The organism is Thalassospira sp., from assembly GCF_048059015.1.
Lineage (GTDB): Bacteria > Pseudomonadota > Alphaproteobacteria > Rhodospirillales > Thalassospiraceae > Thalassospira.
Map to the genome: position 1 here is coordinate 30,001 of NZ_JBLLNT010000010.1, position 18,578 is coordinate 48,578.

General features: G+C 54.4%; 14 protein-coding genes, 1 tRNA gene and 2 rRNA genes (1 of these 17 running past the window's edge). 15 read left to right on the top strand and 2 right to left on the bottom strand.

Annotated features, from left to right (window positions below; translation table 11 throughout):
• From ACMZ66_RS14050 to ACMZ66_RS14060, 3 genes are all read left to right on the top strand, one after another.
• Window positions 1-1,796: ribosomal RNA gene (locus tag ACMZ66_RS14050) — 23S ribosomal RNA — on the top strand; it begins 949 nt to the left of the window's first position.
• A gap of 125 nt (window positions 1,797-1,921) precedes the next feature.
• Window positions 1,922-2,036: ribosomal RNA gene (gene rrf, locus ACMZ66_RS14055) — 5S ribosomal RNA — on the top strand.
• Window positions 2,037-2,150: 114 nt separating this feature from the next.
• A tRNA-Met gene (locus tag ACMZ66_RS14060) sits at window positions 2,151-2,227 on the top strand.
• Between the two features lie 156 nt (window positions 2,228-2,383).
• Here the strand turns inward: ACMZ66_RS14060 and ACMZ66_RS14065 are convergent.
• Together ACMZ66_RS14065 and ACMZ66_RS14070 are read right to left on the bottom strand one after the other, a co-directional pair.
• Complete coding sequence (locus ACMZ66_RS14065; protein WP_416937929.1) at window positions 2,384-4,342, bottom strand: 3-hydroxyacyl-CoA dehydrogenase NAD-binding domain-containing protein; 1,959 nt, start codon at window positions 4,340-4,342, stop codon at window positions 2,384-2,386.
• Window position 4,343: 1 nt separating this feature from the next.
• Window positions 4,344-5,180, bottom strand: a complete 837-nt coding sequence (locus tag ACMZ66_RS14070) for an alpha/beta hydrolase (RefSeq protein ID WP_416937931.1) — start codon at window positions 5,178-5,180, stop codon at window positions 4,344-4,346.
• A gap of 193 nt (window positions 5,181-5,373) precedes the next feature.
• On the opposite strand from ACMZ66_RS14070, the gene ACMZ66_RS14075 reads away from it, so the two are divergent.
• From ACMZ66_RS14075 to ACMZ66_RS14130, 12 genes are all read left to right on the top strand, one after another.
• Entirely contained in the window at window positions 5,374-7,668 is a 2,295-nt protein-coding gene (locus ACMZ66_RS14075) for a bifunctional salicylyl-CoA 5-hydroxylase/oxidoreductase (protein WP_416937933.1), read from the top strand.
• A 6-nt stretch (window positions 7,669-7,674) separates the two neighbouring features.
• The gene (locus tag ACMZ66_RS14080; protein ID WP_416937935.1) at window positions 7,675-8,433 is read left to right on the top strand and encodes an SDR family NAD(P)-dependent oxidoreductase; all 759 of its coding nucleotides are present in this window, start codon (window positions 7,675-7,677) and stop codon (window positions 8,431-8,433) included.
• A 2-nt stretch (window positions 8,434-8,435) separates the two neighbouring features.
• Window positions 8,436-8,930, top strand: coding sequence for a MarR family winged helix-turn-helix transcriptional regulator (locus tag ACMZ66_RS14085; RefSeq protein ID WP_416937937.1), 495 nt, complete (start codon window positions 8,436-8,438; stop codon window positions 8,928-8,930).
• A complete protein-coding gene (locus tag ACMZ66_RS14090) occupies window positions 8,923-9,735 on the top strand; it encodes an enoyl-CoA hydratase family protein (RefSeq protein WP_416937938.1) in 813 nt (270 codons plus the stop codon). The genes ACMZ66_RS14085 and ACMZ66_RS14090 overlap by 8 nt, the downstream gene beginning before the upstream one ends.
• Window positions 9,735-10,889: an acyl-CoA dehydrogenase family protein gene (locus ACMZ66_RS14095; RefSeq protein ID WP_416937940.1), complete on the top strand. Its 1,155-nt coding sequence runs from the start codon at window positions 9,735-9,737 to the stop codon at window positions 10,887-10,889. The genes ACMZ66_RS14090 and ACMZ66_RS14095 overlap by 1 nt, the downstream gene beginning before the upstream one ends.
• A 22-nt stretch (window positions 10,890-10,911) precedes the next feature.
• The gene (locus tag ACMZ66_RS14100; RefSeq protein WP_416937942.1) at window positions 10,912-12,537 is read left to right on the top strand and encodes an AMP-binding protein; all 1,626 of its coding nucleotides are present in this window, start codon (window positions 10,912-10,914) and stop codon (window positions 12,535-12,537) included.
• Entirely contained in the window at window positions 12,534-13,727 is a 1,194-nt protein-coding gene (kynU, locus tag ACMZ66_RS14105; RefSeq protein ID WP_416937944.1) for a kynureninase, read from the top strand. Before ACMZ66_RS14100 ends, kynU begins: the two co-directional genes overlap by 4 nt.
• Window positions 13,728-13,729: 2 nt before the next feature.
• Window positions 13,730-14,575 (top strand): tryptophan 2,3-dioxygenase, encoded by an 846-nt coding sequence (kynA, locus tag ACMZ66_RS14110; protein ID WP_416937945.1) that lies wholly within the window; start codon window positions 13,730-13,732, stop codon window positions 14,573-14,575.
• Window positions 14,576-14,712: 137 nt separating this feature from the next.
• On the top strand, window positions 14,713-15,852 hold the full coding sequence (locus ACMZ66_RS14115) for an ABC transporter substrate-binding protein (protein ID WP_416937947.1): 1,140 nt from the start codon (window positions 14,713-14,715) through the stop codon (window positions 15,850-15,852).
• Window positions 15,853-15,929: 77 nt separating this feature from the next.
• Complete coding sequence (locus ACMZ66_RS14120; RefSeq protein WP_416937949.1) at window positions 15,930-16,847, top strand: branched-chain amino acid ABC transporter permease; 918 nt, start codon at window positions 15,930-15,932, stop codon at window positions 16,845-16,847.
• 1 nt (window position 16,848) lies between these two features.
• Window positions 16,849-17,835, top strand: a complete 987-nt coding sequence (locus ACMZ66_RS14125; protein WP_416937950.1) for a branched-chain amino acid ABC transporter permease — start codon at window positions 16,849-16,851, stop codon at window positions 17,833-17,835.
• Window positions 17,828-18,577: an ABC transporter ATP-binding protein gene (locus ACMZ66_RS14130; protein ID WP_416937952.1), complete on the top strand. Its 750-nt coding sequence runs from the start codon at window positions 17,828-17,830 to the stop codon at window positions 18,575-18,577. The genes ACMZ66_RS14125 and ACMZ66_RS14130 overlap by 8 nt, the downstream gene beginning before the upstream one ends.
• Window position 18,578 lies beyond the last annotated feature (1 nt).

Below are 18,578 nucleotides of genomic sequence, written 5' to 3' on the forward strand. Positions count from 1 at the left end.
CGTGGTCGAGAGGGAAACAGCCCAGACCGCCAGTTAAGGTCCCAAAGTTGTGGCTAAGTGGGAAAGGATGTAGGACGGCCAAGACAACCAGGACGTTGGCTTAGAAGCAGCCATCGTTTAAAGAAAGCGTAACAGCTCACTGGTCTAAATAAGCTGTCCCGCGCCGAAGATGTACCGGGGCTCAAGCCACACACCGAAACTGCGGACTTGTCTTTGACAAGTGGTAGCGGAGCGTTCCGTAAGCCTGTGAAGGTGTGCCGTAAGGCATGCTGGAGGTATCGGAAGCGAGAATGCTGACATGAGTAGCGATAAAGGGAGTGAGAACCTCCCTCGCCGAAAGCCCAAGGGTTCCTGCGCAAGGCCAATCCGCGCAGGGTGAGTCGGCCCCTAAGACGAGGCAGAAATGCGTAGTCGATGGGAAACAGGTTAATATTCCTGTACCCGTGAGAAGTGACGGCCTCTGGAAGTAGTTTTTCCTTATTGGATTGGAGAAGCTGCCAAGGAGGTCCAGGAAATAACTCTCACATATGGACCGTACCCCAAACCGACACAGGTGGGCAGGTTGAATATACCAAGGCGCTTGAGAGAATGGTGTTGAAGGAACTCGGCAAATTGCCCCCGTAACTTCGGGAGAAGGGGGCCCACCGTGAAGGCAACTTTACGGTGGGGGCACAGACTAGGGGGTGGCGACTGTTTACTAAAAACACAGGGCTCTGCGAAGTCGCAAGACGACGTATAGGGTCTGACGCCTGCCCGGTGCCGGAAGGTTAAGAGGAGATGTGCAAGCATTGAATTGAAGCCCCGGTAAACGGCGGCCGTAACTATAACGGTCCTAAGGTAGCGAAATTCCTTGTCGGGTAAGTTCCGACCTGCACGAATGGCGTAACGACTTCCCCACTGTCTCCAACACCAACTCAGCGAAATTGAATTCTCCGTGAAGATGCGGAGTACCCGCGGTCAGACGGAAAGACCCCGTGCACCTTTACTACAGCTTTGCAGTGGTATCAGGATGTGAATGTGCAGAATAGGTGGGAGGCTTTGAAGCCATGGCGCCAGCCGTGGTGGAGCCACCTTTGAGATACCACCCTTTTGCTTCCTGATATCTAACCGAGGTCCGTTATCCGGATCCGGGACCCTGCATGGCGGGTAGTTTGACTGGGGCGGTCGCCTCCCAAAGAGTAACGGAGGCGCGCGATGGTAGGCTCAGGCTGGTCGGACATCAGCTTAAGAGTGCAATGGCAAAAGCCTGCCTGACTGCGAGACTGACAAGTCGAGCAGAGACGAAAGTCGGTCATAGTGATCCGGTGGTCCCGCGTGGAAGGGCCATCGCTCAACGGATAAAAGGTACGCCGGGGATAACAGGCTGATACTCCCCAAGAGTCCACATCGACGGGAGTGTTTGGCACCTCGATGTCGGCTCATCACATCCTGGGGCTGGAGCAGGTCCCAAGGGTTTGGCTGTTCGCCAATTAAAGTGGTACGTGAGCTGGGTTTAGAACGTCGTGAGACAGTTCGGTCCCTATCTGCCGTGGGCGTAGGATACTTGAGAAGAGCTGTCCCTAGTACGAGAGGACCGGGATGGACGCACCTCTGGTGTACCGGTTGTTCCGCCAGGAGCATCGCCGGGTAGCTAAGTGCGGAAGGGATAACCGCTGAAAGCATCTAAGCGGGAAGCCCCCTTCAAGACTAGGTATCCCTATCAGATCCCTGGAAGACCACCAGGTTGATAGGCTGGGTGTGGAAGCGCAGCAATGTGTGAAGCTAACCAGTACTAATTGATCGATCGGCTTGATTGATCCCTCTTGCTACTGTCCTGCAATATGACTTGCGCAGCGGTAAAATCAGCAAGACCAATACAATACGCACCAACAATAGTTCACGATCTTACGAAATATCCGATCTCTTCGCTGTGTTTTGACGGCCCGGTGGCCATAGCGGCCGGGAACCACCTGATCCCATCCCGAACTCAGAAGTGAAACCAGCCTGCGCCGATGGTACTTTGTCTTAAGGCACGGGAGAGTAGGTCACCGCCGGGCCTTCTAAACACAGCAACTCATATTCCCTATACTCAACCAAACATCAAACGCCGCTTCAAACATGACGCGGCGTTATCTGTTTAAATGGCCCGCAAAGCCAAAACAGACCACTGACGCGGGGTGGAGCAGCCCGGTAGCTCGTCAGGCTCATAACCTGAAGGTCGCAGGTTCAAATCCTGCCCCCGCAACCAACATTAAATAAGCTCGCCCAAATGGGCGGGCTTTTTTAATGTCTGGTAGGTGGGGTAGGTGGACTTGAACCGATTGTTCAAACCAAGCAAAGCATCGCTTTGCGCCGGTTCAGCGAAGCGCAGAGCGCGTAGATAAATCCTGCCCTCGCAACCAAATCAATCTTTTGCCGTCAAAAACATCGGGCCGCCCTTGTGGCGGGGGAAGCCATAGCCGTTGACCATGACAACATCGATGGCATCTGGGCTGTTTGCGATGCCTTCCGAGAGGATTTTTTCGCCCTCATTGCGCATTGCAGAGAGAATAGTTTCGGTGATCTCAATATGGGTGAAACTTCTCCGTGTGATGCCCTTCTTCTCTGATTTTGCGACTATGAGTGCATCGACTTCGGGGTCACGTTGGGCTTTGCCGTTTTCGTCGTAGCGATACCATCCGAGGCCGTTCTTTTTGCCAAAGCGGCCCATTTCACAGAGATAATCGCCAAGTGCCACGTAGCGTTCTGCTGGATCGCGGAACGGGGCGAGGCGTTTGCGGGTTGCCCAGGAAATTTCAAGGCCTGCCATGTCCTGCATGGCAAAGAGCCCCATCGGGAAGCCGAATTCGACCATGGCGACATCGATCTGATGGGGGAGCGCGCCGTCTTCGAGCATGTATTCACACTGCTTGCGATAAGCCGACATGATACGGTTTCCGATAAATCCGTCGCAAACGCCGCATGGGACCGCAATCTTGCCTAGCGCACGGCCAAAGGCAAAGGCGGTTGCAAGACTTTTGGCGTCGGCCTTGGCCGTGCGGACGACTTCAAGCAGCTTCATAATATGGGCAGGCGAGAAGAAATGAAGGCCGATTACTCGACCCGGATTAATGCAGCGTGCAGCGATTTCGTTGATGTCGAGATAGGATGTGTTTGAGGCGAGAACTGCATCGGCCTTGCAGTGAAGGGACAGCTTGCCAAAGACGTCATGCTTGACGGCCATGTCTTCGAAGACGGCTTCAACCACCAGATCGGCATTGCCTAGATCCGCGTAGTCGGTGCTGGTCGAAACGGCCGTCATCAGGGCGTCAAACTTATCCTGACTGATCAGACCGCGTTTGAGGCTGCCTGTCAGGTGTTTTTCAACGGTTGCCCGACCATTTGCGCAGGCTGCTTCATCACGTTCAATGATGGTGACATTAAAGCCAGCAAGCAGGGAGGCTGTTGCAATCCCCGCACCCATGATGCCGCCGCCGATGACGCCGATCTCGGAGAGCTTGTTTGGCTTTACGCCATCAAGTTCCGGCAGTTTGGCAACAGCGCGTTCGGCAAAAAAGATATGACGTAAGGCCTTGGATTGATCACTGTCGCGAAGAGTAACGAATGTTTCGCGTTCATGTGCAAGGCCTGCGTCCGCCCCCTGTTCGACGCCGGTGCGGACTGCATTGAGGGCGGCAATAGGTGCAGTTTGACCGCGGGCTTTTTTCGTTGTCGCAGCGTTGAGTGCATCCCATTCATCTGAGCTTGGCACATTAACGGGTGCGCGTTTGGTCAATGGTTCGGGAAGTTCGCAATCTACAATGGTCTTGGCAAAATCAAGGGCAGCATCTCGGAGCGGACCGTGCGTGATGGCATCAATCAGGCCGATTTCATTGGCCTTGGCACTTGTGATCGGTTTGCCACCAGTGATCATGTCGATGGCATCTGTAACCGGAACAAGGCGGGGTAGTCGGACTGTGCCACCGGCGCCCGGGATCAGGCCAAGATTGACTTCCGGCAGGCCCAGTTTGGCTGATGCATCGGCGACGCGGTAGTGACAGCCCAGGGCAACCTCAAGTCCGCCACCAAGGGCGTGGCCATGAATGGTCGCGATGATTGGTTTGGTACAAGCTTCAAGACGTTTGATCACGTCCGGCAAGATCGGGTCCTTTGGCGGTTGGCCAAACTCCGTAACATCGGCACCGGCAATAAAGGTTTTCCCATCGCAAATCAGGATGGCGGCACGCACCCCATCTTTACCATCGATTTGATCAAGTGCATCGACAAGTCCCGCACGAACCACATGGCTGGTGGCATTGATCGGTGGGTTATCAATCGTGATGAAGGCAATGTCGCCTTCATAGCCAACAGTAACGGCGGTCATGTTAAATGTCCTCCGCGCTGATCGGGGTTAGCAAGCAGGCGGTCAGATCGGATTCCGGATCGGCCAGATCGGCAATGACATTGAAATGGTGTTTATCAGGTGCATGAACCGCGCGCGTGGAAGCGCCAAGACCGGTCCAGATATTGGCCAGAAGATCGTTCTGGCGGATAAATTCGGGGCGCTCATCCGCACCAACCCAGCAGGTGATCGAGCAAGGCATAGTCGGGTGCAGAAGGGCAGCACTTTCAACGCAGGTTTCGTCATCATCCAGTCCCAGCACATCATTCATCGATGTTTTCAGGAGCGGGCGCAGATCATGCAGGCCTGATATCGAAACCGTGTTTTCAACGCGCGCCAAAACGGATGGGGACAGGGGCGAGCTGTTGCTGACCATACGGCTGGCCAAATGTCCGCCAGCCGAATGTCCGGTCAGATGTATCGGGCCGGAAATTCGGGCTGCGACATGGTTGATGGCCGCTGCAACCTGACGGGTGATGTGCGACAGGCGGGCTTCCGGGGCGAGGGTATAGCTTGGCAGGCAAACAGCCCATCCTTTGGTGACCGCGCCATTGGCCAGATGCGACCAGCTTGCTTTATCAAACGCCTTCCAATAGCCGCCATGAACAAACACAACCAGCCCCTTGGGCGTGCCGGTTGGCAGGAACAAATCGTATTTTTCACGCGGAGCATCGCCATAGGCAATATCAAGTTCCGCGCGATTATTGCTTAGGAGTTCTTCGCGAAACTTGGCGGATTGCTCTGCCCACATGGCCGGGTACGTGGCGGCTTCGGCAATATAATCGCCATTGGCGTAAGCATCATCCCAGTCTGTAATCATGGCGGCTTTCCCTGCAAATCTGTGTGGTGGCCCGTGATGTGATCGTCGGGCGCATATTGTTTATAGGCGAAATTCTAGGTAAATTCACAGATATTTCAAACTTAAAATATTTGTGCTTGAAATAAAATAAAACGAGGCGTACCGTTTTATCAGTTTCCCGAAACAACCAAACAAATCAGGAAGGGAAAAGCTGGTGAGAGTAGCTTGTCTGGGTGGCGGTCCTGCGGGACTTTATTTTGCAATATCGATGAAATTGCGCGATCCGGCGCACGAAGTTGTCGTGATCGAACGCAACAAGCCTGATGACACATTTGGCTGGGGTGTTGTTCTGTCAGACGAGACTCTGACCAATCTGGCGGAGAACGACACCAAAAGTGCTGAAGCCATTCGTGCCAACTTTTCCTATTGGGATGATGTCGCGGTTCAGTATCGCGGTGAGAAGACGATTTCGACCGGTCATGGTTTCTGTGGCATTGGTCGCAAAAAACTTCTGATCCTGCTGCAGCAGCGCGCTCGTGAATTGGGTGTTGAGCTGCGTTTTGAGACCGAGGCCGAAAGTGCCGCACATTATGCCAAGGCCTATGACCTTGTCGTTGCCTGTGATGGATTGAATTCCAGAACCCGTACCGAGTTTGCCGATCAGTTCCAGCCTGATATCGATACCCGCAAATGCAAGTTTGTCTGGTTGGGAACGCATCAGAAGTTTGATGACGCCTTTACCTTTATCTTTGAAGAAACCGACAAGGGTTGGGTTTGGGCGCATGCCTATCAGTTTGATGATGAAACAGCGACTTTCATCGTCGAATGTTCACAAGAAACCTGGGATGCATTCGGCTTTGGCGAGATGTCCAAGGAAGAGTCGATCGCGACCTGCGAGGAAATCTTCAAGGATCATCTGGGCGGTCATGACCTGATCAGTAATGCGCATCATATCCGCGGATCGGCATGGTTGAGCTTCCCGCGCGTTCTGTGCAAAAGCTGGTCACATGAAAACATCGTTCTGATGGGCGATGCGGCGGCAACTGCGCATTTCTCCATCGGGTCGGGCACCAAGCTTGCACTTGAAAGTGCGATTGCGCTGGCCAATTACCTTCATTCCGAAAGCGACCTTCCGTCCGCCTTTGGCAAATACGAAGACGAACGCCGTCTTGAAGTTCTGCGCCTGCAATCGGCTGCGCGCAACTCGATGGAATGGTTCGAAGAGATCGAGCGTTACTTCGATTTCGATCCGACCCAGTTTACCTATTCGCTTCTGACCCGATCACAGCGCATCAGCCACGAAAACCTGCGTGTGCGCGATGCCAAATGGCTTGAGGGGGCAGAACGCTGGTTCCAGCAGAGTGCCGGGCTCCCAGCAGCCGAGCCTGTACGCCATCCGATGTTCGTCCCGTTCAAGCTGCGTGATATGGAGCTTAAAAACCGTATCGTTGTCTCGCCGATGGCGCAGTACAAGGCGGTTGATGGCAGCCCGACCGACTGGCATCTGGTGCATTATGCCGAACGTGCCAAGGGTGGCGCGGGGCTTGTTTATACCGAGATGACCTGTGTGTCACCCGAAGGGCGCATCACGCCAGGTTGCCCGGGAATTTATGATGGCAGCCACGAACAGGCCTGGAAACGCATCACGGATTTCATTCACGCTGAAACCGATGCCAAGGTCTGCATGCAGATTGGTCATTCCGGGCGCAAGGGTTCGACCCAGCTTGGTTGGGATGAAATGGATGCACCATTGCCCGATGGCAATTGGCCGCTTTTGTCCGCATCGGCGATTGCATGGTCGGATCGCAATGCAGTGCCAAAGGCAATGACGCGCGATGACATGGATATGGTGCGTGATCAGTTTGTGGCATCTGCCAAAATGGCTGATCGTGCGGGCTTTGACATGATCGAAGTCCATGCCGCGCACGGTTATCTTCTGTCATCCTTCATTAGCCCGGTCAGCAATATCCGCGATGATGAGTATGGCGGGTCGCTTGAAAACCGCATGCGTTATCCGCTTGAGGTCATCAATGCAGTGCGTGCAGTGTGGCCTGCGAACAAGCCGATGTCGGTGCGTATTTCGGCCAATGACTGGGTCGGTGATGCCGGTGTAACCCCCGAAGAGGCAGTTGAAATCGCCCGCATACTTCAGGCCAATGATGTCGATATCTGTGACGTTTCTGCTGGGCAGACGACCAAGGATGCCCGCCCGGTTTATGGCCGTATGTTCCAAACGCCGTTCTCTGACCGTATTCGCAACGAAGCAAATATGGCGACCATGGCGGTTGGCAATATCTATGAGGCCGATCATGCCAACTCAATCCTGATGGCCGGTCGCGCTGATCTTGTTTGCCTTGCGCGCCCGCATTTGGCGAACCCGTATTGGACGCTGCATCAGGCAGCAGGCCTTGGCAATCGCACGCAAAATTGGCCAGCCCCTTATTATGCAGGCCGTGATCAGATGTGGCGCCTTGCCGAGCGTGCCGAAACCATGACCGGAAAGGTGTAATCAACCATGTCTGATCTTGCCGTGAAATGTGCATTGATCACCGGCGGCGGTTCCGGGGTGGGGGCCGTTATGGCCCGCATGCTGGCCGATGCCGGGGTAAAGGTCGTTGTTTCTGGCCGTCGCGCCGAAATGCTGGCCGAGGTTGCACAGCACGCCAATATCACGGCAATCACAGCAGATGTAGCCGATGAAGCATCGGTGCGCGCGATGTATGCCAAAATGGTCGATGAGGTCGGTGCACCGGATTTGGTGATTGCCAATGCCGGCATGGCCGAAAGTGCGCCGATTGGCAAAACCTCGGTCGAGCTTTGGCAACGCACGATGGATGTCAATCTGACCGGCACGTTTTTGACGTTCCGCGAAGGACTGGCCGTGATGGATAAATCCAAACCGGGACGTCTGATTTCCATTGCATCAACTGCCGGGCTTAAGGGCTATGCCTATGTCACGGCCTATTGCGCAGCCAAGCATGGTGTTGTTGGCCTGATCAAGGGAATGGCCGCCGAGCTTGCCAATTGTCCGATCACGGTCAATGCGGTTTGCCCGGGCTTTATGGAAACGCCGATGCTTGAAAAATCAGTTGAAAACATCGTTGCGAAAACCGGCATGAGCACAGATGCCGCGCGCGCAAGCCTTGCCAAAATCAATCCGCAGAACCGTTTCATTCAGCCAAGCGAAGTGGCCGATACCGTTCTGTGGCTTTGCAGCCCGAATGCGGCATCCATTACCGGACAGACGATTTCCGTTTCGGGAGGAGAAGTATGAATATGAACAAGTCCGAAGGACTGCCCGAGCATATGGAAAATGAAACGTCTGATCTTTCCAAGGCGCGTTTGCGTGCATGGCTTCAGATCCTGAAAGTATCGCGCAAGATCGAAGGGGAACTTCGCGAAAAGATGCGTGTTGAGTTCGGATCGACCTTGCCGCGGTTTGATGTTCTGGCGGCCCTTTATCGCGAACGTGATGGCATGCGCATGAGCGAGCTTTCCAAATCACTGATGGTATCAAACGGCAATGTCACCGGCATTGTTGATCGGCTGGTAGCCGAGGGGCTTGTCGTCCGTCTGCCGGTCGAAAATGACCGCCGTGCATCCATCGTGCGCCTGACCGAAGCCGGTGAAAAGGACTTTGCCGAACGCGCACTTGTCCATGAAAGCTGGGTTTCGGATCTGTTTTCCGATCTGTCATCGGGCGATGCGGATGCATTGATCCGAATTTTGCGTACCATTTCCCACCATAACGAGGCGCCCCACCATGACTAAGATGGCCAACATCAAGCCAACCCATTTCAACTGGCGCATGGAAGGCGACGTTGCGGTCATTTCATTGGACCGTCCGGATCGCAAAAACCCGCTGACCTTTGATAGCTATGCCGAGCTTCGCGATACCTTCCGCGATCTGGTCTATGCCGATGACATCAAGGCGGTCGTGTTTGGATCAAACGGGGGCAATTTCTGCTCTGGCGGCGATGTGCATGACATTATCGGTCCGCTGATCGACAAGGACATGAAGGGACTTCTGGAATTCACCCGCATGACCGGTGATCTGGTCAAGGCGATCATTGGCTGTGGCAAGCCCGTGATTGCTGCTGTGGATGGTGTTTGCGTGGGTGCGGGGGCAATCATTGCCATGGCATCCGACTTGCGTCTGGCAACCGAAGCTTCCAAAACAGCCTTCCTGTTTACCCGTGTTGGTCTTGCCGGATGTGACATGGGGGCGTGCGCGATCCTGCCGCGCATCATCGGTCAAGGCCGTGCAGCCGAGCTTCTTTATACCGGTCGCGCCATGTCGGCAGACGAAGGTGAGCGTTGGGGGTTCTATAACCGCCTTGTTGAGCCGGACGTTCTTGAAGCCGAAGCCATCGAGCTCGCCACCCGCATTTCCCGTGGTCCGAACTTTGGGCACATGATGACCAAAACCATGTTGGCCCAGGAATGGAATATGTCGATCGAACAGGCGATCGAGGCCGAAGCACAGGCTCAGGCGATCTGCATGCAGACCGAAGATTTCAATCGTGCCTACAAGGCATTCGTTGCCAAGGAAAAACCGGTATTTGAGGGTAACTGATGGCTGATACATCCTACCTCGCCTGGCCGTTTTTTGAAGATCGTCATCGTGAGTTGGCGGTAAAGCTTGATGCATGGGCCAGTGCCAACCTTGATGGCATTGATCATGAAAATGTCGATGCTGCCTGTCGCGATCTGGTCAGCCGTCTGGCCGATGGTGGCTGGCTGCGCAATGCGGCCGTTGATCCGGATGATGCCAGCTCAAAGCTTGATGTCAGATCGCTTTGTCTGATCCGCGAAACGCTTGCGCGTTATGATGGTTTGGCTGATTTCGCCTTTGCCATGCAGGGCTTGGGCAGCGGGGCGATTTCGCTGTTTGGCTCGGAGGCGCAGAAATCCGAATGGCTGCCAAAGGTTCGTAGTGGCAAGGCAATTGCCGCCTTCGCACTGACTGAACCGCAATCGGGATCCGATGTTGCCAATATCGCGCTAGAAGCAAAGCGCGACGGCGGTGACTTTATCCTGAATGGAGAGAAAACCTGGATCTCAAACGGCGGGATTGCAGATTTCTATTGTCTGTTTGCGCGTACCGGCGAAGCACCGGGTGCAAAGGGCCTGTCGGCATTTATCGTCCCTAAAGACCTTCCGGGATTTGAGGTTGCTGAGCGTCTTCACACCATCGCCCCCCATCCATTGGCACGGCTTAAATTCACTGATTGCCGTATTCCGGCATCAAGCTTGATGGGCAAGGGCGGGGACGGGTTCAAGATCGCGATGTCGGTTTTGGATGTGTTCCGATCGACTGTTGCTGCCGCCGCCCTTGGTTTTGCGCGACGTGCCCTTGATGAAACCATCACACGTGTTCAGGACCGCCAATTGTTTGGTGCACCACTGTTTGATCTTCAGATGGTGCAGGGGCATGTGGCCGACATGGCGCTTGATATCGATGCATCGGCCCTTCTGGTCTATCGCGCGGCATGGCTGAAAGACAGCGGTGCTGCACGGGTCAGTCGCGAAGCGGCAATGGCCAAACTTTATTCCACCGATCATGCACAAACCGTCATTGATAAGGCGGTGCAAATTCATGGCGGCGATGGTGTGCGCAGCGGGCACATCGTTGAAACGCTGTACCGGGAAATCCGCGCCCTTCGCATTTATGAAGGCGCATCCGACGTCCAGAAAATAATCATCGCACGGCAAACGCTGGCGCAATAATGGCTGTATCAGGGACTTCACAATGCTCGGACCAACCGCACATACCGATAGCTTCACACGGGACAAGCTTCCCCCGTTTGCAGAATGGCCGGAATTCAATCTGGATGGATTTGCCTATCCCGAATATCTGAATGCCGGGGTCGAACTGACCGACAAGATGGTCGAACAGGGATTTGGTGATAACACCGCCCTGATCGGCAATGGTCGCCAGCGTACCTATAAGGAACTGGCTGACTGGACCAATCGCATCGCCCATGCGCTGGTCGAGGATTACGGCGTTAAGCCGGGCAACCGTGTGATGATCCGTTCGGCCAACAACCCGGCCATGGTGGCTTGCTGGTTGGCGGCGACCAAGGCGGGCGCGGTTGTGGTCAATACCATGCCGATGCTGCGAGCTGGTGAGCTTTCCCAGATTGTTGATAAGGCCGAGATCGAGTTTGCGCTGTGTGATACGCGCCTGATGGATGAGCTGGTGGCCTGCGCCAAGGACAGTAAGTTCTTAAAAAAGGTGATCGGTTTTGATGGCACAGCCAATCATGACGCCGAGCTTGATCGCATTGCCCTGACCAAGTCGGTCAAGTTTGAGGCAGTTAAAACCGGTCGCGATGATGTTGCTTTGCTTGGTTTTACGTCCGGCACGACCGGAAGCCCAAAGGCCACCATGCATTTCCACCGTGATCTTCTGATCATTGCCGATGGCTATGCCAAGGAAGTGCTGAACGTCACGCCTGACGACGTCTTTGTCGGCTCCCCGCCGCTTGCCTTTACTTTTGGGCTTGGTGGTCTTGCGATCTTCCCGCTTCGCTTCGGGGCGACGGCGACCTTGCTTGAAAAGGCATCGCCGCCCAACATGATCGAGATCATCGAAACCTATAAGGCGACCGTTTGCTTTACCGCACCAACTGCCTATCGCGTGATGTTGTCGGCGATGGAAGATGGGGCTGATCTGTCATCACTGCGTGCTGCGGTTTCGGCGGGTGAAACCCTGCCAGCCCCAGTTTACGAAGCATGGATGGTAAAAACCGGCAAGCCGATGCTTGATGGTATTGGCGCGACCGAGATGCTGCATATCTTTATCTCCAACCGTTTTGGCGACAGCCACCCGGCCTGCACGGGCCGTCCTGTCACGGGTTACGAAGCCAAGATCGTTGATAACGATATGAAAGAAGTTCCGGTCGGAACTGTAGGGCGTCTGGCCGTGCGTGGGCCGACGGGATGTCGTTATCTTGATGATGTCCGTCAGGGTGTTTATGTGCGCGATGGCTGGAACCTTACGGGGGACGCGTTCTTTGTGGATGAGAACGGCTACTATCATTTTGCTGCCCGTAACGACGATATGATCGTTTCGTCTGGCTACAACATCGCCGGTCCCGAGGTTGAAGCAGCCCTTCTGTCCCATGCCGCGGTTGCTGAATGTGCTGTCATCGGCGCACCAGATGAAGAACGTGGCACGATCGTTCAGGCCCATGTTGTTCTGGCAGCCGAATATCATCCGACGCCCGAGATGGCCAAAGCGCTTCAGGATCATGTAAAAGCGACGATCGCGCCGTTTAAATACCCGCGTTCCATCGTCTTTATCGAGACACTGCCAAAAACCGCGACTGGGAAAATCCAGCGCTTCAGACTGAAACAGGAAATGTCTGCATGACCGACTTTGCCGCCACCAAATCCCTATTCCATATCCCGAAAGGTGTGATTTACCTTGATGGGAACTCGCTTGGCATGTTGCCGAAAACGGCTGCAAACCGTGCCAAGTCGATGATCGAAGACGAATGGGGGGAAATGCTGATCCGGGGCTGGAATGACGCCAAATGGATGGAGCAACCCGAACGTGTCGGCAATCTTGTCGCGCGTTTGATCGGGGCGGCACCCGGTACTGTGGTTATGGGCGATACCCTGTCGATCAAGGTTTATCAGGCCTTGGCAAGTGCGCTTGAAATGCGCCCGGATCGCAAGGTTGTTGTTTCTGATAACGGCAACTTCCCGACGGACCTTTATATGGCCGATGGCCTGATCAAAAGCCTAGATAAAGGTCATGTCCTTAAAACACCAAACCCGGAAGATGTCGAAAGCCTGATCAACGAAGATCTTGCTGTTTTGATGCTGACCCAGGTGGATTATCGCACGGGCCGCATGCATGACATGAAACGCATCACCGATCTTGCCCATGCGGCGGGTGCGATCGTGATTTGGGATCTGGCCCATTCTGCGGGTGCGGTTCCGGTTGATCTTGCTGGTTGCAATGCCGATTTTGCAGTCGGTTGCACGTACAAGTACCTCAATGGTGGACCGGGCGCGCCAGCATTCATCTATGTCCGTCCCGATCATGCCAAAACCGTCCGTCCGGCACTTTCAGGCTGGCTTGGCCATGCGGCACCGTTTGCCTTTGACCGCGAATATACCCCGGCACCCGATGTATCGCGCATGCGTGTTGGTACCCCGCCGGTTATTCAGATGACGGTCCTTGAAGAAGCGATGAAGGCGTGGGACGGCGTTGAAATGGCCGATATCCGTAGACGCAGTATCGAGCTTTGCGAACAGTTTATTGCCGGTGTTGAAGCAAACTGCCCGATGTTGGAGCTGGCAAGCCCGCGCAATCCTGAAGAACGTGGTTCGCAGGTGTCGTTCAAGTTTGATCAGGGTTACGCCGTGATGCAGGCCTTGATCGCACGTGGTGTGATTGGTGACTTCCGTGCTCCGGACGTGATCCGCTTTGGCTTTACCCCGCTTTATATCGACAATGGCGATTTAGATGGGGCGGTGAAAATCCTTGCTGAAATCATGGAAACCCGTGCTTGGGACAAGCCGGAATTCCACAAACGCAATGCGGTGACCTGATCATGGCAAAGCAAACCACACCATATGATCCAAGCTCTGAGGGCGCACGCACGGACTTCTCCGATCAGATGTCCTATGGGGATTATCTGTCGCTTGATGCGATCCTGACCGCCCAGCATCCGCAATCCAATGCCCATGATGAGTTGCTTTTCATCATTCAGCATCAGACATCCGAACTTTGGATGAAGCTTGCGATCCGGGAAATCGGTGCGGCACGTCGTGCGATCCATAATGGAGATCTGCGTCCGGCATTTAAAATGCTGGCCCGTGTGTCGCGAATTTTCGAGCAGCTTAATAATGCGTGGGATGTTCTGCGCACCATGACGCCAAGTGACTACACCACGTTCCGCGATGCGCTTGGCCCGTCATCGGGGTTCCAGTCCTATCAGTATCGTCAGATCGAATTCATGTTGGGCAACCGCAATCACGCAATGTTGCGCCCGCATGCCCACCGTGAAGACATCACCGAGATGCTGAAGGCCGAACTTGCAACGCCAAGCCTGTATGACGAGGCCTTGCATCTTTTGGCGGGCGAGGGGCTCGAACTTCCCGATCATGTACTGAACCGGGATGTTTCGGCGCCCTACACACCCGATGATGCGGTGATTGCAGCGTGGCACAAGGTTTACAGCGACCCGGCAAAGCACTGGTCGCTCTATGAGCTGGCTGAAAAGTTGGTCGATTTTGAGGACTATTTCCGTCGTTGGCGCTTTAACCACGTCACCACGGTCGAACGCGTTATTGGTTTCAAACGCGGGACCGGGGGGACAGGTGGAGTGAGCTACCTTAAAAAAATGCTGGAAGTAGAACTGTTTCCGGAACTCTGGCGGGTAAGAACCACGCTTTGAGGATAGACGGACGTGATGCAAATACTGCAAGATCAGGGGCAGGCATCAGGTTCGTTAAAACCGCGACGAAAAATGAATAAAAAGTCGTGGGATCAACGTGTTGCTAAACGAACAAATGTATAAACACGGAGGCTTTAATGAAGGGTATGAAGACAACGATTGCAGCGGTTGCTGCATTGTTTGCAGCTGGTGCAGCGCAGGCTGAACCGGTCAAGGTTGGCATGATCACAACGCTTTCGGGCGGTGGTGCCGGTCTGGGTATTGATGCACGTGACGGCTTTATGCTTGCTGTCAAACAGGCAAACAACCCGGAACTCGAAGTGGTGATCGAAGACGATCAGCGCAAGCCGGACGTTGCTGTTCAGCTGGCTGATAAAATGATCCAGCAGGAAAAAGTTGATGTTCTGACCGGTATCATCTGGTCGAACCTTGCCATGGCTGTGGTTCCGTCTGCAGTAGCGCAAGACAAGATCTATCTGTCGGTAAACGCCGCACCGTCCCAGCTTGCTGGCAAGGGCTGCAACAAGAACTATTTCAGCGTTTCCTATCAGAATGACAACCTGCATGAAGCAGCCGGTGGTTATGCGTCGAGTGCCGGTTACAAAAACGCCTTCATCCTCGCACCGAACTATCCGGCTGGTAAGGACTCCCTGACCGGTTTCAAACGCTTCTTCCTTGGTGACATCGCTGAAGAAGTTTACACCAAGCTTGGTCAGACCGACTATGCCGCCGAAATCGCACAGATCCGTGCATCGGGTGCGGACAGCGTCTTCTTCTTCCTGCCGGGTGGCATGGGCATCGCGTTCATGAAGCAGTACGCACAGTCCGGTGTTGATATTCCGCTGATCGGTCCGGCATTCTCGATGGATCAGGGCATTCTTGGTGCCGTTGGTGATGCTGCACTTGGTGTGAAAAACACCTCGAACTGGTCCAAAGACATCGACAATCCGACCAATGCGGCATTCGTTGAAACCTTCCAGGCGGAATATGGCCGTTTGCCGTCGCTTTACGCGTCGTTTGGTTTCGATACGGCCAACCTTCTGCTTTCGGCAATGGGTAAGGCCAACATTTCGGACAAGGATGCATTCCTTGATGCACTGCGTTCCGCAGACTTTAATTCGGTCCGCGGCAAATTCATCTTTGGCCCGAACCAGCATCCGATCCAGGATCTCTATGTTCGTGAAGTCGTGAAAGAAGGCGACGTTCTGACCAACAAAATTGTCGGAACGGCTTTGACTGACCACTCTGACGCATATGCGTCCGAATGCTCGATGTAATCACGAGCTGACAAGCAGCCGGGGGCCGTTCCGAATTCTGTTCGGCCCCTGACTACCTTGTGACGGAGTTTCCAATAATGTTCTCTCTTTTTCTGGAGCAGCTGTTAAACGGCCTTCAGTCTGGTGTGATGCTGTTTTTGATGGCATCGGGACTGACGCTTGTTTTCGGTGTGATGGGGCTGATTAACCTGGCCCATGGCTCGCTCTATATGGTCGGTGCATTTGCCTGTGCGGCAGTTGCGGCATGGACGGGTTCATTCTGGCTTGGCCTTGTTGCCAGCCTGATGGCGGCGGCACTTGCCGGAGCGCTGGTCGAAATGTTGATTATTCGCCGTCTTTATAACCGCGATCACCTTGATCAGGTTCTGGCGACTTTTGCACTTATTTTGATTTTTTCCGAAGGCACGCGCTGGATTTTCGGATCCTTCCCGCTGTTCCTGAGCGTCCCTGATTTCCTGACCGGAACGGTTGTTTTAGGTGGATCGTTCGAATATCCGCTCTTCCGCCTGGCAATCATTATTGCCGGTCTTTTAGTGGCGGCAGGCTTGTTCCTTTTGATTGGCAAGACCCGCCTTGGTATCCGCATTCGAGCCGGTGAAGCCGACCGCGGCATGATTGCTGCCCTTGGTGTCGATATTGATCGCCTTTACACCATGGTATTTGCGCTTGGTGCTGCATTGGCAGGCCTTGCCGGTGCGTTTGTCGGTACCACCCAATCGGTTCAGGTTGGTATGGGCGAGCCTGTTTTGATCCTGGCCTTCGTCGTGATTGTGATCGGCGGGATCGGATCGATCAAAGGTGCCCTTGTTGGATCGCTTCTGGTTGGTTTTACCGACACGATGGGCCGATTTCTTCTGCCGCATGCATTTGCAACTTTCCTAGATCCGTCCAGCGCGACCGCGATCGGATCGGCACTTGCATCCATGTTGATTTATATCGTGATGGCGTTGGTTTTGTTCCTGCGTCCAAGCGGTTTGTTCGGGACGGAAGCCTGATATGACCATGAACCGCGAAACACTTATCAATATTGTTCTGGCCATTGCGCTGGTGGCTGTGCCGCTCATCGCACTTGGCATGGATGAACCCTTTATCATTACCCTTGCCACCAAGGTCGCGATCCTTGCGATGGCCGGCGTGGGGCTTAACCTTGTGCTTGGGTATGGCGGGCTTGTGTCCTTTGGCCATGCTGCGTTCTTTGGAATTGGGGGTTATGCTGCCGGTATCCTTGCCAGCCATGCCCTGAATTACGAACCGATCATGGAAAGCCCGTTCCTGATCGAAGGCACGACGCAGATGATTGCTATCTGGATTGTTGCCTTGATGGTGTCGGGTCTTGTGGCACTGGCGATCGGTGCGATCACGCTTCGGACCAGTGGTGTCTATTTCATTATGATCACACTGGCTTTTGCGCAGATGATCTATTACTTCGCGATTTCCTGGCCGGCATATGGCGGAGAAGACGGGCTTTCGATCTATGTTCGCAACGGCTTCCCGGGGATCAATACCCTTGATCCGATCAGTTTCTTTGCACTTTGTGCGGTGATGCTGGGCATTGCCATGATCTTTTCGGCTGTTCTGATCCGCTCGCGCTTTGGCTTGGCCCTTCAAGGGGCGCGTCAAAACCCGCAGCGTATGACAGCCGTTGGTATTGCGCCGTTTCGCATTCGTCTGGTGGCGTTTGTCATCTCGGCGATGATCACGGCCCTTGCCGGTGCGCTTTATGCCGATCTCAACCGTTTCGTCAGCCCGACGATGCTGTCTTGGCATATGTCTGGCGAGATCATGGTGTTTGTCATCCTCGGCGGTGTTGGACGTTTATTTGGTCCGCTTGCAGGTGCTGCGCTTTACATCATTCTCGAACATCTGTTGGGCAGTGTGTGGGAGTTTTGGCAATTGCCGCTTGGCGTGTTGTTGCTGATTGTTGTTCTGTTCGCGCGCGGTGGTCTTGTTGGTGTATTGGCGGGGGAGCGTAAACATGCCTGATGCCATTCTTTCCCTTTCAAATGTCACCAAGCAGTTCGGATCGCTTCTGGCCAGTGACAATGTGACGCTTGATCTTATGCCCGGTGAAATCCATGCCCTGATCGGTCCGAACGGTGCAGGCAAATCAACCCTGATCAAACAGATCGCGGGCGAGATCACATCGGACAGCGGCGACATTCATTTCAATGGCCAGCATATCAATGGCCTTGATGCCGTTGCCCGGTCACGCATGGGCCTTGCCAGAACGTTTCAGGTGTCATCGCTGATGCCTGAATTCTCGGTCCTTCAGAACGTCATGCTGGCCCGGCAATCTGTCAGCGGCAAGGTATTCCGCTTCTTCCGTCCGGTTCTTGGTGATGCGTCACTGGTGGAACCGGCAATGGCACAGCTTGAACGGGTCGGGCTTGCCGATCGTGCGCAGATGCGTGCGGCCGACATTTCACACGGTGAACGGCGTCAGCTTGAAATGGCAGTCGCCCTTGCGCTTGAGCCAAAGGCGTTTCTTCTTGATGAGCCGATGGCCGGAATGGGACCGGAGGGATCCAAACGTCTGACCGGGTTCCTTGATGGATTGCGGGCACAAGCACCGATCCTTTTGGTCGAACACGACATGGACGCGGTCTTTGCCTTGGCGGATCGTATTTCAGTCCTCGTTTATGGCCGGGTGATTGCGACCGGTACGGTTGATGAAATTCGCGGCAACGAAGATGTCAAACGTGCCTATCTCGGGGAGGAAGCCTGAT